Raw genomic sequence first — 14905 nt, 5'->3', positions numbered from 1 at the left:
CCGTTGGGGACTGTCGGGGTCGACGATGACCCAGTCGGGCTGTACGGATCTGGCCGTTCGGGCTAGGCTCCGAACTTCGCGAGGCGGCCGGCGCTGGCCGCGGCCAGGCGCATGAGTTCGCAGCCTCGGACCCGGCCGTGGGCACCGGTGCGGCAGGCGGTCTCTCCGAAGGAGGTGGCGGCGTCGTGACGGGCCGGGCCGCCGTGGATGAGGAAGGGGACCGGGTGCCAGCTGTGGGCGCGCATCGTAGCCGGCGTCGAGTGGTCTCCGGTCACGAGAATGACGTCGGGCCCCGCGTCGACGAGTTCCGGCACGATGGCGTCGGCCTCCTCGATGGCGGCTACCTTGCGGTCGAAGTCGCCGTCTTCTCCGGCCTTGTCGGGAGGCTTGAAGTGGAGGAAGAAGAAATCGTGCTCGGCGAGCCGCGCCCTCAGGGCGTCGACGAGCGGGCGCGCGCCGTCGGGAGCCGTCCTCGCGTCCATGCCGACGAGGCGTGCGACCCCGCGGTACATGGGATAGGCGGCGGCCGCGGCGGCCCGCATCCCGAACACCTCCTCGAAAAGCGGCCAGTCGGGCTTGCTGGAGACGCCGCGCAGCAGCGTCATGTTCGCGCGTGGGTGGTCCGCGAGCCGCTCGGCGGCCGCCTTGAGCCACGCCGCGAGCAGGCGGGCGGTCGCCTCGGAGCCGGCGTCGCGCGCACACGGGGCTCGAGGAGGCTGGCCGGTCTGGCCGGGATCGGTATCGTCGACCCCGTCGCCCGACGCGAGGTCGGGGTGCAGCACGAGGACGAAGCGGTGCTCCTTCACATGACGCACGGAGCAGCGGGCGCCGTCCAGTTCGATGCCGTCAAGCTGAGCGGCCAGGGGGGCGGCTTCCTCGGTCGAGATGCGGCCCGCGCGGCGATCGGTTACCCGGCCTTGGGCGTCGACGGTGCAGAAGTTGGCGCGCACGGCGATGTCGCCCGGCCCGAGCGGGAATTCGATCCCGAGGGCTTCGAGCACGCCGCGGCCGGTCTCGTACACGAGGGGGTCGTAGCCGAACAACGCGAGATGACCGGGGCCGCTCCCCGGCGTGATGCCCGGCGCAACCGGGTCGTGGAGGCCGCACGTCCCGCCGCGCGCCAGCTCGTCGAAGTTCGGGGTGCGTGCGGCCTCGAGTTCCGTCGGGCCCCCGGGCTCGAGGGGGAGCCCGCCCAGCCCATCGAGCACGTAGAGCAGCACTTTGCCGCCGCCGCCCCCGGCGAGACGGGCGATCCGGTCGAGTTCCATGCGGCGGAACGTATGAGCACCCCCGAGGGTGGGCCAGCAGTCTCTGATGCCGGACCAGTGGCGGGCGGCGGCGGGACGTGCCCGTGAGTTTCGCCGTCGCGGCCGAGGGCGTCACGCGGCGCTTCGGGCGCCGCTGGGCGCTCCGCGGGGTCGATCTCGCCGTTCCGCGCGGGGCCGTCGTCGCGCTGCTCGGCGCAAACGGAACGGGCAAGACGACGCTGCTGCGCGTGATCTCCACGCTGCTGCGTCCGACCGCGGGCCGGGTCGAGGTGCTGGGCCACACCCTCCCGGCGGGCGGAGACGCGATTCGCGCCCGGGCCGCGTTCCTGACCGCCGGCGGGCACGCGTACGAAGAGCTGACCGGGCTGGAGAACCTCCGCTTCGCGACTCGCATGTCGGGCACGGACATCGCGGCCGGCGCCCTGCGCGAGGCGCTGGCGGACGTCGATCTCGCGGGGGCGGCGGACGTTCCCGTGCGGGCCTGGTCCACCGGGATGCGCAAGCGCCTGGAGCTGGCGCGCCTCCGCCTCCGCCCGCTCGAGCTGGTCCTGCTCGACGAGCCCTTCGTGAGCCTCGACGAGGACGGAGTGGGGCTCGTCCAGGAGGCGATCCGAGGGTGGCGCGACGCGGGGGCCGCGGTGCTCGTCGCCTCGCACCGGGTCGACGACGCGACGCGACACGCCGACGAGGTCGTGCGGCTGGAGGGCGGACGGGTCGCCGCCGGAGCCGCGTGAGGGCGCTGGCGCGGCGTGCCGCCGCCATCCTGTGGAAGGACATCCTCTCGGAGACCCGAACGCGGCAGGGTTTCACGGCCATGCTCTCCTTCGCCGCGCTCGTCCTCTTCCTGTTCAGTTTCGCGATCGGTCCGGACAGCGAGCTGCTCGGCAGACTTGCGGGCGGCCTCATCTGGGTCGCGATCGTCTTCACCGGGACGCTGTCGCTGAGCCGGACGTTCCAGAACGAGGAACTGGCGGGCGGCGCGCGGCTGCTGAGGCTCTATCCCGGGGATGTGCGCGCGATCTACCTGGGCAAGCTGGCGGGCAACCTCGTCGTGCTCGCCGCGCTCGAGGTGCTCCTCTTCCCGGCCGCCGCGATCCTGTACGAGGTCGACTTCGCCTCGCACGCCGGCCCCCTCCTGTTCGTGGCCCTGCTCGGCACGTTCGGCTTCTCCGTCATCGGGACCTTTTTCTCGGCCCTCACGGTACACCTCCGGGCGCGTGAACTCCTGCTCCCGCTGCTCCTCTTCCCGGCCCTCGTCCCGGTCGTGCTCGGGAGTGTGGGGGCGACGGACGCGTTCCTGGACGGGGACCCGCTCGGCCGGGCCGCGGGTTGGTTAAGGTTACTGGCGTCGTACGACGTGATACTGTTCGTGGTGTGTGTCTGGGTCTTCCCCGTCGTCCTCGAGGAGTGATGCGGGTTCGATGAACCAACCGAATAACAAACTGACGGTGTTGGGCTGGGTGGCGATCGCCAGCATCGTCGCCTGCGCCGTGCTCGGCCTCCTCGTCCTGCCCGCCGACGCGCTGCAGGGCGAGGTTCAGCGCCTGCTCTACGTTCACGTGCCCATGGCGTGGGCGATGATGCTGGCGTTCTTCGTCGTGTTTCTCATGAGCATCCTCTATCTCGTTCAACGAGATCTGAAATGGGACCTCCTGGCGGTCTCCGCCGCGGAACTGGGGGTGCTCGGCGCCGTTCTCACCCTCGTCCTGGGCTCGCTGTGGGCCCGGCCCACGTGGGGCATCTGGTGGACGTGGGATCCGCGAATCACCACGACGGCGCTCCTCGTACCCATCTACACGGGTTACCTGGTCGTCCGCTCGATGACGGAAGATCCGGATCAGCGCGCGCGCTGGGCGGCCGTGATCGGCCTCATCGGGTTCGTCCAGGTACCGATCGTGTACCTGTCGGTGTTCTGGTGGCGGAGCCTGCACCAAGCCCCCTCGTCGCCCCGTTCGATGGCGAGCGCGTTCGGGCTGGTGATGCTGCTCGGGTTCGCGGCGTACACGATCGCTTTCACGTACCTCTGGCTCCGGCGTTACAGGTTGGCTGCAACGGAACTCGAACTCGAACTGTCCGGACCTGAGGGCGAGGAGTGAACGAGCGATGAACGAGCACTGGCTCTTCGTCGGCGCCGGATACGGGATTGCCTGGGCCGCGCTGATCTGGTACGTCCTACGCCTTCGGACGCGGGAACGCGCCGCGAGCGAGAGGTCGGGCGGTGGGGACTTCGGCGGGGGTACGGGGTAGAAGTAGTCGGGACAACGTGCGGTTCGCTCTACATCTCTCTATTGTTTCAAGTTTGTATCAAAAGCGATCGGATCGAACCGCAGCGGGGCGAAGCGCCGGTTAGCTCGCTCCGGGACGCGGGTTTTCGACAACCGACCCCGAAGCCAGGATTCGGACACCATATGGCGAAGACGGCCACAAGCCGACGCATGTTCTTCGACACGCACGCGCTCGACTCGTTCGATCAGTATCTGCAGGACGTGGAGCGGTACCCGCTGATCGAGAACCCTCAGATCGAGCGGGAGATCGCCCGCAAGGCCCGTGCCGGAGACCGCCACGCGGCGGAGCGGCTGGTCACGGCGAACCTGCGGTTCGTGATCTCGTACGTGAAGAAGTACCAGGGCCGGGGACTCAACCTGGCCGAACTCGTCTGCATCGGGAACGAGGGCCTGCTCAAGGCCGTGAAGAAGTTCGATCCCGACAAGGGCGTGAAGTTCATCTCCTACGCGGTGTGGTGGATCCGGCAGACGGTGCTCCAGGCGCTGGCCGAGCAGACCCGCTCGGTGCGGATCCCGCTCAACCAGAACTCGAATCTGGTCAAGCTGTCCCGGACGGAGACGGCGCTGACCCAGAAGCTGGGACGCTCGCCGACCGACCGGGAGATCGCCGAGGAGATGGAGGAGCCGGTGGAGACGGTGCGGGCGCTGCGGCGCGTCGCTTCCGCCGAGCTGAGCCTCGACGCGCCGCTCGACAAGTCCGACCGCGACAGCGCCTCGTTCGGCGAGCGCTTCTCGGGGATGGACGACGCGGACATCGAGGAGGATGTCGAGGACCAGGCGCGCCGGGAGTTCCTCGAGAAGATGTTCGAGCGCTACCTGACCGAGCGTGAGCGGAAGATCCTGGTGCTCTACTACGGCCTCGACGATGGCGAGGAGATGACGCTGGAGGAGATCGGTTCCCTGCTCGGCGTCACTCGGGAGCGGATCCGGCAGATCCGGAATCGGGCCTTCGACAAGCTCCGCGCGTCGCCGGACGGCGAGGCGCTGGAAGGTTTCTGGCGCGCCACCGCCTGAACTCCACGGGTTGCCGATGGATTCGGGGCATCGGCATGATGCCCGCATGACAACCCATCAAGTATTCGGGCGGATTTCGGTAGCCCTGGTCGGGGGAATCCTCGCGGCCCATCCAGCCGCGGCCCAGTCGGGGGCGGATCTCGCGCGGACGTACCGGGAGGCGCACGAGGTGGAGATCCTGCGGGACTTCGCCGAACTCCTGTCGTATCCCAACCGTGCCCGTGACCTCGAGGATATCACCCGGGCGGCCGAGTACATCCGCGACGAGTTGCGGGCGGTCGGGGTCACTTCGGAGTTGCTTCGGATCGACGGCGTCGCACCCCTCGTGCACGGCGAGCTTCGCGTGCCCGACGCGGAGCGGACTCTGGGCATCTACGTCCACTACGACGGCCAGCCGGTCGACCCCTTGAACTGGACGCACCCGCCGTTCGAACCCACGCTCTATACGGCTTCCATGGAGGCCGGCGGGACGCCGCGCCCCATGCCCGAGCCGGGAGATCCGGTGGACCCGGAGTGGCGGCTGTACGCCCGTTCGGCCGGTGACGACAAGGCGCCGATCGCGGCCCTGCTGCCCGTCCTGCGCGCGTTCCGGGAGGAAGGCGTCCAGCCTACATCCAATCTCGTCTTCTTCTTCGACGGCGAGGAGGAGGCGGGCTCGCGCCACCTCGGCCAGTACATGGAGATGGCCGCGGATCGCATCGCGGACATCGACGTATGGCTCTTCTTCGACGGACCCGCGCACCAGAGCGGCCGCCCGCAGTTGACGTTCGGCGTCCGGGGTTCGATGGGGATGGAGGTCACGGTCTACGGAGCCACCCGCAATCTTCACTCCGGCCACTACGGGAACTGGACCCCCGACACCGGGAACATCCTCGCCCGGCTGCTCGCCTCCATGAAGGACGACAGCGGGCGGGTGCTCGTCGACGGCTGGTACGACACAGTCGAGCCGCTGGGGGCCGAGGAACAAGCGGCGCTGGAGGCGATGCCACCGGTCGACGAAGACCTCAAGCGCGAACTGGGGCTGGTGTGGACCGAGGGAGAGCCCGAGACGCTGTCGGAGCGTATCCTCCTTCCGGCGTTGAACATCCGCGGCCTCACGAGCGGGAACACCGGCGCGCTGGCCCGGAACATCATACCCAATACGGCGGTCGCCGCGCTGGGAATCCGGCTCGTCAAGGGCAACGAAGCGGACCACCTGCGGCAACTCGTCGTGGAGCACATTGAGCGGCAGGGATTTCACGTCGTGTCCGAGGCCCCGGACATGGAGACCCGGCTTCGATATCCCCGCATCGCCAGGGTTACGGGCGGGGGCGGCTACCCCGCGGCCCGCACGGGGATGGATAACCCGTTCGTGCAGGAGATCATCGGCGCGGCTTCGGCGGCGGCCGACCGTGCGTTCGGCCCGGGCTCGCTCGTCCTGGCCCCCGGCCTGGGCGGCACCCTTCCCCTCTATCTGTTCACGGATGTGGCCGGGAAACCCGCCTTGAACGTCCCCGTCGCGAACCACGACAACAACCAGCACGCGCCCGACGAGAATCTCCGGATCGCCAATCTGTGGTACGCGATCGATCTCTACGCGGCGCTGCTGACGATGCCGATCACGGTTTTCTGACAGACTTCGACCGCCTTCCTACAGGACCCGGTCCCATGAGACGATCCCCGAATGCGTCTGCGCTGCGGCTCGGCGCCGTCCTGCTGCTTTCGCTCGCCCCGGCGGCGGCCGCGCAGACGAACCCGCTGTGGACCCAGGAGAAGGTGAGGAACTACCTGCCGCACATGTCGGTGCCGGAGGTGCGCGACTTCCTCACGCGGAGCGACTTGGTGCTGATTCCGGTCGCGTCGCTGGAACAGCACGGCAACCACCTGCCGATCGGCACGGACTACCTGAACGGGGTCGAGCAGGCGAAGCTCGTGGCTCAGCGTGCCGACGTGCTCGTGGCCCCGATCCTCCTGCCGGGGCAGTCGCCCTACCACATGGGGTTCGAGGGGACGATCACGCTGCCCTCGTCGCTGGTCCAGGAGGTGTACGTCGAGGCCGTGAAGAGTCTGATCGCTCACGGGTTCAAGCGCTTCCTCATCATGAACGCGCACGGGGGGAACCGGGCGATCACGACGTTCATCGTCGACCGCATCAACCAGGAGACGGCGGGCATCGCCGTGGATCTGGGCGCGGTGGCGGGACCGTTCAGGGACCGGGCACGGATGGCCTCCGCCCCGACTCCGCCGCCGGATCAACTCGACCGTCACGGGGGAACGCCCGAGACCTCGAGTTCGCTCTACCTCATGCCGACACTGGTGGATCTCGACGCCGCGGTACCGGCCGAGGTCACCATGCCCCCGCAGCTCGAGGCGATGCTGCCCGACGTGCTGGCCGGCGACCCGACGGCGCTCGCCGTGTTTCTGGCCGAGGGGCTCAAGGACGAGTCGACGGGCAAGGGGACGTCGTCGATCGAGATGTCGTCCACGGGCGTGTGGGGGACGCGCGACCCGGCGGAAGCCACGACGGAGCGGGGACGCATCGCGACGGAGGTGTTCGTCGACGCCGCGGTGGCGTTCATCGAACGCTGGAACGAACTGCGCCCGTCGGGCACCTGACCGACTGCTGCGTCAGGCGGAGCGGCGGAAGGCGCGGAACTCCGGGAGGGTGGCGGGACAGCAGGAAGATCGCGATGGTGAGGGCGGCGCTCCCGACACACCAGCGGCAGATCGCGTGGATGACCCAGATCTCGAGCGCGGTCAGGTAGATCGTGAACGCGACACCGCCGAGCGCGAGCAGGACGAGGATCCGCGGGATCCAGGTCGCGCCGCCGATCCCGTCGCGGGTGCCCAGCATCGAGACGCCGAACACGGCGACGTACCAGCCCACACCCCAGCCTGCCACGGGGAAGCCGAGGAAGCGGGCCCAACGGGATCCCTGGACCAGATCGCATCCTCCTCCCGCGCCGCATGCGAGCTCGCCGTAGTAGCCGAGCGCGTAGAGGAACAGGTACATCGAGAGGAAGAAACCGGTCAGCGCCAGGACTGCGATGCCCCGGCGCCGATTCAGTCCGCTCAAGGTTACGGCGTTCCCTGCGGCGAAGGGTCGCTCCCGGCGGACCCGGAGGACATCGCCGCGAGCCTGGCCTGGATGAGTCCTTCGAGGTGCGTGTAGGGATCCACGCCCTGCAGGTCCACGCGCTCGCCGTCGATGAACAGCGTCGGCGTCGAGTTCACGCCCCGCGTCTCTCCCACCTTGTGCGATGCCGCGATCGCGTCGAGGTGGCGGCGGTCGCGCATGCAGGCTTCCCAGGCGCCGGCCTCGACACCTGCCTGGCCCGCGATCTCCGCGATCGCGTCGCCCGGATCCGGCAGCTGATACCAGCGCGTCTGGCGCGCGAGAAGGAGGTCGTGCACAGGCCAGTAGAGGCCCTGGTCACCCGCGCAGCGCGCGGCCAGCGATGCCGCGACGGAGTTGGGGAACCCGATCATGTAGTCGTAGGAGACCCAGCGCACCGGGGCGTTCGCCGTCTCCACGTAGTTCTGACGGATCAGCTTCCCCGCGAAGCCCGCGAAGGTCGCGCAGTGGGGACACGAGGGATCGTAGAATTCCTCGATTGTAATCGGCGCGGACTCGGGGCCGAGGGTCACGCCGACGGAGGGATCGGCCTCGGCCTCGGCGAGGACCGCGAGGAGATCCGGGTGCGTCGCGGGCGGCCCCGACCCGCCTCGCCCGCCGAGCAGGAGCCAGCCCCCGCCGACGATCACGATGGCGGCCAGCGTGCCTCGAAACAGCCAGTTCGTTTTCTTTGCCATCTGTCTTACTCTCCCGGGCTTGGGCAGCCCCCTGCGCCTTCGCCAGGGGCCTGCCGGCAGCCCATCCAGTGTCGTGACCGCCTCGGGTCAGAACATGTCCCGGGCCAGCCAGGCCAGCGCGGCCACGGCCAGGAACGTCACAATCGCAAGAATCCACAATCGGGCTCTCTCCGACAAGCGTCGGCCGCGCAGAGCCGTCAGTCCTCGAAGGGACGGGATCAGGCGGTCGGACCAGAGGGCTGCGAGTTCGAGAAGCACCTCGGCTCCGGCCGCTCCGTAGGCCACATCGAGTCTCGCCACCTGGTTTCGCCAGGAAGCGATGGCCTGTTCTACGCCCGCCTCCTCCGCTTCCGGCGGAGCGAGGTCGCGCGCATGCAACTGCTGCAAGAGGAGTTGCTGTCGCGCGACGACGCCGTTGAACGCTGGGTTCAGTGCCTCGATGTGTTGAGCCATCGATTCCCGCAGTGATGGTTCATCCGCGGCGGCCAGCGCCTTCTCGGCATGTTCACGGTCGAGCCGCTTCGCCTTGACGAGGGTCCGCACTTCGGAACCATAGACCCGCAGCAGCTCCACGGTGACGCTGTCGAGCGCGGCGATCGCGTCCTGCCGCACCTGCTCCGCATCCATGGCCTCGATCGCACTCATGAGGGAGCCCGCCTCGAGGGCGGCCGATCGCCTCAGCATCAGAGGCCCGAGCGCGATCTCGCCGAGCGTCTGCAGATGCCGCTCGAAGTAACGTCGATCGAAACGCTCGCCGATCGAGGGATCGATCTTCACGCGCGCAACCGCGGCTTCGCAGGCTCGCTGCAGCGTGTTCGTGGCCTCGGAGAACTGTGGCGGCCGGGCCGGCAGCGGCCGGGTGACCTCCCCCTTGTCGAACATCTCGAGCGCGCCGTCGCGGTCCGGAGGCGCGGGAGTCCTCCGGGCGACCTGGACCACGGCCCCGATCTCCTCGGGGAAGAGGTAGCGAATCTTGAGCGCCGCATCGCCGCCGGCCAGCTCGAGTACGGGCCGGCTCGCACCTTCTGCCTCGGCGACGACCTCCGCCGCCCGCTCGAGGGGCCAGCGAAGGGTGTGCCGCCGCTCCTCGGCGAAGAGGTGGAGGCCCTGCCGGGTGAACACCGCGAGGTAGAGGCCGCTGATCCGCTCCTGCCCGACGTGGCCGGCGACCGCCGTGCCGGCCGTGCAGACGACGACCTCGGCCGCCAGCGGCCGAAGCATCGACCGTCGCGCATCGTTGTCGCTGCCGCGCTCGACGAGGCGGGCCAGTTCCTCGAGATCCCCACTCTCTCCGAAGAACGCCAGGGTACGGTTCCGCGCGAAGAGCAGGACGAGACCGGCGCGCCGCGACACCCAGAACACGGACTCGAGATCCACCTGCTCGCCCTCGAACTGGATGCCGAGGGGGGAGCAGATGACCGGGATTCGGCGGCGGACGGGTTCTCCGGCGATGAGCACGTCGAACCTGAACCCGCGCGGTTCGCCCGCGGAACGGATCATGCGCGAGCGAGCGTCGACATCACGCGGCCTGTGTCCAGCAGCGATGGAAAGGCTTCGTTCGCGCCGGCTCGCCGGAGATCAGCCACCGAGAAGCGTCCGGTCGCGACGCCGAGCACGGGCAGGCCGGACTCGCGGGCGCAGGCGATGTCGTGCGGCGTGTCGCCGACGACCCACGTGTGACCCGGGCCATAGCGCGTTCCGGTATGGCGGTAGGCCCGGTCGAGGGCAATCGGCGGGAGCCGGTTGCGGTCGGCGTCGTCGCACCCGAAGGCGCCGAACGGGAACCGGTGCCAGAGTCCGACCGCGGAGAGTTTGCCCTGGGCGCCGGCCACGATGTTGCCGGTCACGAGCCCCAGGGCCACCCCCGCCTCTTCGAGCGCATCGAGGATCGCCGGTACACCAGGCGCCGGTCGCATCCGTCCACGCCGCTCGACGACCTCGCGCTGCAGGCGGGCAGTGTATTCGGTCCACAGCCGGTCGAGGCCCGCGTCGATCGCGGCCCCCGAGAGGCCCGCCGCCCGGAGCAGTGTGCGCGCGATCTGGGGATCGGTCATTCCGTCGAAGGGGAGTTCGTCGATGGGACCGGAGGTGCCGTACACCTCGACCATGGCGCCCTCGATCGCGGCGCGGCCGGCCCCCGCGGCGTGCATCAGCGTCCCATCGATATCGAACAGCACGAGCATGGGGGCCTCGCCGCCCGCGGGGACCGTCAACCGCGGATCCACTCGGCGAGCAGCGCCGGCTCGATGTTGCCTCCCGACAGGATCGCCACGGTCTCGCCTTGCGCCGCAGGGTCCACAACGCCGCTGAGCAGCGCGGCCACCGTGGCCGCGCCCGACGGCTCTACGACCAGCCGCAGGCCGAAGAGCCAGCGCACGGCATCCCGAATCGCGTCGTCCTCCACGGTGACGACCCAGTCCACGAGATCACGGCAGTGCGCGAACGTGAGGTCACCGGGCCGCACGGGCTTGAGGCCATCGGCGACCGTCGACACGCGGTCGAGCGTCACGGGCGCGCCGTGCTCCAGCGAGCGAAGCATGGAGGCCGCTCCGGCGGGCTCGACACCGATCACCTCGGCCTCGGGACACCGGCGCCGCACGACCGCCGCCACGCCGGACAGCTGGCCGCCACCCCCGATCGGCGCCAGCACCATCCCCGGTTTCCGCGTACCGAGTTGCTCGACGACCTCGAGGGCGACGGTCCCCTGGCCCGCGATGATGTCGGGGTCGTCGAACGGGGGCACCATCGTCCCTCCGGCCTCACGCTGGATCTGCTCGGCCCGCGCTTTGCGCTCGGAAGAGGTCGTGCCTTCGAGTTCGACCTCGGCCCCGAGCGCGATCGTCGCCGTGCGCTTCACGTCGGGGGCATCGACCGGCATCACGATCCTGGCCGGCACCCCGAACTCGCGTGCGGCCCAGGCCACTGCCTGGGCGTGGTTGCCCGACGAGTACGTGAGCAGCCCGGCGGCCCGCTCGGCCGGAGACAGGCGGCTCACGAAGTTGTACGCGCCCCGCGCCTTGAACGCCGACACCCGCTGAAGGTTCTCGCACTTGAGCCACAGCGTCTCGCCGGCATCCGTGGCGGCGCGCCCTCCGGGCCGCGGAAGCGGCGCCGGAATCAGGGGCGTGCGCCGGACCGCCCCCCGAATCCGGGCGTAGGCGTCCTCGACGTCGGCGATCGAAACCAGGGCCGTGGCCGCGCGGCTCACTCCTCGCTCCCGCCGGACGCGACCGACTCCTCCACCCCCACCTCCACCTCCACCTCATCGTCATCCGGGTCCGTCCCGATCGGGTCGATGAGGCACGCAACATCCACGAGTTCGTCCCCTTCGTCGAGCGCGACCAGCCGCACGCCCTGCGTGTTGCGTCCGATGGTCCGGATGCCCTCGGCCATCTGTCGATTGATGACACCGTTTCGGGTCACGAACATCAACTCATCGTCATCCGTCACCTCGCGGATGGCCGCCACCTGTCCCGACTTGTCGGTCACCTTCAGGTTGATGACGCCTTTCCCCCCGCGCCTCTGGCTCCGGTAGTCCTCCACGTTGCTCCGCTTCCCCATGCCCAGTTCCGTCGCGGTCAACAGGTCGCCTTCGCGCCGCACCACGACCATCCCGATCACGTCGTCTTTGCGCCGGAGTCTGATTCCCATCACGCCCTGAGTCCTGCGACCCGTCACCCGGGCATCCTCCTCCGAGAAACGGATCGACACTCCGAGCCGGGTGGCGAGGATCACGTCGTTGGAGCCATCGCTGAGCTGGACGTCGATCAACCGATCGCGGTCCAGGATATTGATCGCCTCCAGTCCTCCCACGCGGACGTGCCGGTAGGCGGCCAGGCTCGTCTTCTTCACGAGTCCCCGGCGGGTGGCGAAGATGAGGAAGCGGTCCTCCGAGAACTCCCGTGCCCTCACGATGGACGCGATTTTCTCTCCCTTCCCCATCCTCAGCAGGTTCACGATCGGCTTCCCGCGCGCCGTACGGCGGGCGGGGGGGATCTGGTAGACCTTGAGCCAGTACATCCGGCCCGCGGTCGTGAAGATGAGGAGGTAGTCGTGGGTCGAGGCGAGGAAGAGATGTTCCACCCAATCCTCCTCCTTCGTCCCCATGCCGGCGATCCCGCGGCCGCCGCGCCGCTGCGACCGGTAGACGTGCGGCTCGATCCGCTTGATGTACCCCGTGTGGGACACCGTGATCACCATGCGCTCCTCGGCGATCAGGTCCTCGTCCGTCAGATTCGAGGTGTCGGGCACGATCTCGGTCCGGCGCTCGTCACCGAACTTGTCGACCAGCGCGGACAACTCCTGCCCGACGATCTCCATCCGGCGGCGGCGCGAGGAGAGAATCTCTTCCAGTTCCCGCCGGCGAACGCGGACCTTGGCCAACTCATCTTCGAGTTTTTCGATCTCGAGGCCCGTGAGGCGTGCCAGCCGCATGTTGAGGATCGAATCGGCCTGCCGCTCACTGAGTTCGAAGGCGCCCCGGAGCTGGGCGGCGGCGATCTCGGTCTCGGCGGACCCGCGGATGATCCTGATGACCTCGTCGATGTGGTCGACGGCAATCTTCAGACCCTCGAGGACGTGTTCCCGGTCCTTCGCCACCCGCAGCTCGAACTGAGTGCGCCGCTCCACGACCTCGTGCCGGTGCTCGAGGAAATGTTCGAGCATCGTCTTGAGGTCCAGCACCTGTGGTTCACCGTCGACGAGCGCGAGCATGATGACGCCGAACGTGGACTGGAGCTGCGTGCCCTTGAACAGCTGGTTGAGCACGATCTGCGGCACCGCGTCCCGCTTCAGTTCGATGACGACGCGGATGCCGTCGCGGTCGGACTCATCGCGGAGGTCGGAGATGTCCGTGACCTTCTTGTCGCGCACGAGGCCCGCGATCTGCTCGACCAGCCGGGTCTTGTTGACCATGAACGGGATCTCGCGGACGATGATCCGATCGCGGCCGTCCCTGCCTTCCTCGATGTCCGCCTTGGCCCGCATGACGATTCGGCCCCGGCCCTCCCGGTAGGCCTCGCGGATGCCGGCGCCGCCGAAGATGGTGCCTCCGGTGGGGAAGTCGGGGCCGCGGATGATATCCATCAGCCCTTCCAGCGTCGTGTCGGGCGCTTCGATCAGCTGATGACACGCCGCGGCCACTTCGCGGAGGTTGTGAGGCGGGATATTCGTCGCCATGCCGACAGCGATGCCGGACGACCCGTTGACGAGCAGGTTCGGGAGCGCCGACGGCAGCACGGTGGGCTCCCGCAGCCTGTCATCGAAGTTGGGCGTGTGGGCGACCGTCTCCTTGTCGATATCGCCGAGCAACTCGCTCGCGAAGCCGGCCAGCCGGGCCTCGGTGTAGCGGTACGCCGCGGCGGAATCGCCGTCCACCGAGCCGAAGTTGCCCTGGCCGTCAACGAGCGGATACCGGAGCGAGAAGTCCTGCGCCATCCGGACGAGCGAGTCGTAGACCGCCGAGTCGCCATGAGGGTGGTACTTGCCGATGACGTCGCCGACGACCGTGGCGCTCTTTCGATACGGCCTCGTCGGCCCGAGCCCTGCCTCGTGCATCGCGAACAGGATCCGGCGGTGCACGGGTTTCAGGCCGTCACGGACATCGGGCAGTGCACGCTGCACGATCACGCTCATCGAGTAGTCGATGAACGAGTCGCGCATCTCGTCTTCGAGCCGTCTCGGCTCGACGCGTTCTACGCTGTCGGTGGTGCTGTCGGTGGTCATGGATTCCGATCGGAACGGGCGTTTGCGAGATCCCCGAGGGCGCGGCGGCGGCGGGTCTCCGGAGAAGCCCGGCCACGCTCGGGAAAGCCTTGTAACTTACCGGTTTTTGGGGCGTTTCGCGACTTTCGGACCGCCTCTTCGCGCGTTCCGAAAACATAGCCCGTCAAAGGCGACCGTTTCCCTCAGTCGAGCCGCCAGGCAACCCCCGCCGGACCGGCGTTCACGACGGGCGTATCGCCCACCCGGGAGCGGACTTTCCAGGAGTCGTGAATGTGACCGCACACGACCAGTCGGGGCCGGGTGCGCTCGATCGCCTCGAGGACCGCAACGCTGCCGATGTGCCGGCCGGCGCGGTCGCGGTCCGCATGCCCCAGCGGGGGGGAGTGCGACACCAGCACGGCCCCGGGCGGGCAGTCCGCCAGGAGTTCCCGCGCTTCGTCTTCGGTGAAGTCGTAGCTCCAGGGTCCGAACGGCGTCACGGGCACCCCGCCACCGAGTCCGAAGAACGGCACGCCCCGGATGTCGACGCCCGTGCCGTGCAGGACGTGGGCCGCCGGCCAGCCGGCGCACGCCTCCGCAAGTTCCCCGGCCGATTCGCCGTTTCCCGGTACGAGGACGGTCGGCGTCTCGATCGCGGACAGGACGCGCACGATCCGGTGCAGCCCTCGACGCCTGACCGCGAAATCACCCGCTCCCACGACCGCGTCGAAGTCGGGCGCCCGTTCGGCGATCGAGGTCGCCGCGTGGAGGTCGGTGTGCAAGTCGCTGACGAGCAGGAGCCGCATGGCAGGTCCTCGGGTGTCGACGCCCAACGGGCCGCGA

15 protein-coding genes are annotated in these 14905 nt (G+C 69.0%); 7 read left to right on the top strand and 8 right to left on the bottom strand.

The window, feature by feature from the left end; translation table 11 throughout:
- Positions 1-62: 62 nt before the first annotated feature.
- On the bottom strand, positions 63-1268 hold the full coding sequence (locus tag ACN9M6_RS12095; protein ID WP_419163153.1) for a 2,3-bisphosphoglycerate-independent phosphoglycerate mutase: 1206 nt from the start codon (positions 1266-1268) through the stop codon (positions 63-65).
- A gap of 83 nt (positions 1269-1351) precedes the next feature.
- Here ACN9M6_RS12095 and ACN9M6_RS12090 point away from each other — a divergent pair, with 83 nt between their 5' ends.
- The 7 genes from ACN9M6_RS12090 to ACN9M6_RS12060 all read left to right on the top strand — a co-directional run bounded on the left by ACN9M6_RS12090 (position 1352) and on the right by ACN9M6_RS12060 (position 7162).
- Positions 1352-2002 (top strand): ATP-binding cassette domain-containing protein, encoded by a 651-nt coding sequence (locus ACN9M6_RS12090; protein ID WP_419163152.1) that lies wholly within the window; start codon positions 1352-1354, stop codon positions 2000-2002.
- Positions 1999-2679, top strand: a complete 681-nt coding sequence (locus tag ACN9M6_RS12085; protein ID WP_419163151.1) for a heme exporter protein CcmB — start codon at positions 1999-2001, stop codon at positions 2677-2679. Before ACN9M6_RS12090 ends, ACN9M6_RS12085 begins: the two co-directional genes overlap by 4 nt.
- Before the next feature lie 10 nt (positions 2680-2689).
- Complete coding sequence (ccsA, locus tag ACN9M6_RS12080; protein WP_419163150.1) at positions 2690-3364, top strand: cytochrome c biogenesis protein CcsA; 675 nt, start codon at positions 2690-2692, stop codon at positions 3362-3364.
- A gap of 7 nt (positions 3365-3371) precedes the next feature.
- Positions 3372-3515 carry a hypothetical protein gene (locus tag ACN9M6_RS12075; protein WP_419163149.1) on the top strand — a complete coding sequence of 48 codons (144 nt, stop codon included), beginning with the start codon at positions 3372-3374 and terminating at the stop codon, positions 3513-3515.
- Positions 3516-3676: 161 nt separating this feature from the next.
- Positions 3677-4567: an RNA polymerase sigma factor RpoD/SigA gene (locus ACN9M6_RS12070; protein WP_310758554.1), complete on the top strand. Its 891-nt coding sequence runs from the start codon at positions 3677-3679 to the stop codon at positions 4565-4567.
- A gap of 46 nt (positions 4568-4613) precedes the next feature.
- Positions 4614-6179: a M20/M25/M40 family metallo-hydrolase gene (locus ACN9M6_RS12065; protein WP_419163148.1), complete on the top strand. Its 1566-nt coding sequence runs from the start codon at positions 4614-4616 to the stop codon at positions 6177-6179.
- A 35-nt stretch (positions 6180-6214) separates the two neighbouring features.
- Positions 6215-7162 (top strand): creatininase family protein, encoded by a 948-nt coding sequence (locus ACN9M6_RS12060; RefSeq protein ID WP_419163147.1) that lies wholly within the window; start codon positions 6215-6217, stop codon positions 7160-7162.
- Here ACN9M6_RS12060 and ACN9M6_RS12055 read toward each other — a convergent pair.
- The 7 genes from ACN9M6_RS12055 to ACN9M6_RS12025 all read right to left on the bottom strand — a co-directional run bounded on the left by ACN9M6_RS12055 (position 7122) and on the right by ACN9M6_RS12025 (position 14868).
- Entirely contained in the window at positions 7122-7622 is a 501-nt protein-coding gene (locus tag ACN9M6_RS12055) for a vitamin K epoxide reductase family protein (protein ID WP_419163146.1), read from the bottom strand. The two genes, ACN9M6_RS12060 and ACN9M6_RS12055, sit on opposite strands and share 41 nt — an antisense overlap.
- Positions 7623-7624: 2 nt before the next feature.
- Positions 7625-8359 (bottom strand): DsbA family protein, encoded by a 735-nt coding sequence (locus ACN9M6_RS12050; RefSeq protein ID WP_419163145.1) that lies wholly within the window; start codon positions 8357-8359, stop codon positions 7625-7627.
- 87 nt (positions 8360-8446) lie between these two features.
- Positions 8447-9859 (bottom strand): hypothetical protein, encoded by a 1413-nt coding sequence (locus tag ACN9M6_RS12045; RefSeq protein WP_419163144.1) that lies wholly within the window; start codon positions 9857-9859, stop codon positions 8447-8449.
- A complete protein-coding gene (locus ACN9M6_RS12040; protein ID WP_419163143.1) occupies positions 9856-10572 on the bottom strand; it encodes an HAD family hydrolase in 717 nt (238 codons plus the stop codon). The genes ACN9M6_RS12045 and ACN9M6_RS12040 overlap by 4 nt, the downstream gene beginning before the upstream one ends.
- Positions 10569-11567, bottom strand: coding sequence for a threonine ammonia-lyase (locus ACN9M6_RS12035; RefSeq protein WP_419163142.1), 999 nt, complete (start codon positions 11565-11567; stop codon positions 10569-10571). Before ACN9M6_RS12035 ends, ACN9M6_RS12040 begins: the two co-directional genes overlap by 4 nt.
- On the bottom strand, positions 11564-14083 hold the full coding sequence (gyrA, locus tag ACN9M6_RS12030; protein WP_419163141.1) for a DNA gyrase subunit A: 2520 nt from the start codon (positions 14081-14083) through the stop codon (positions 11564-11566). The genes ACN9M6_RS12035 and gyrA overlap by 4 nt, the downstream gene beginning before the upstream one ends.
- 182 nt (positions 14084-14265) lie before the next feature.
- Complete coding sequence (locus ACN9M6_RS12025; RefSeq protein ID WP_419163140.1) at positions 14266-14868, bottom strand: metallophosphoesterase family protein; 603 nt, start codon at positions 14866-14868, stop codon at positions 14266-14268.
- Between the last annotated feature and the right edge of the window lie 37 nt (positions 14869-14905).

This window comes from Candidatus Palauibacter sp., from assembly GCF_965197445.1.
Classification (GTDB): Bacteria; Gemmatimonadota; Gemmatimonadetes; order Palauibacterales; family Palauibacteraceae; genus Palauibacter.
The sequence above is the reverse complement of the archived record's forward strand: the minus strand, read 5'-3'. Positions and strand labels throughout refer to the sequence as shown.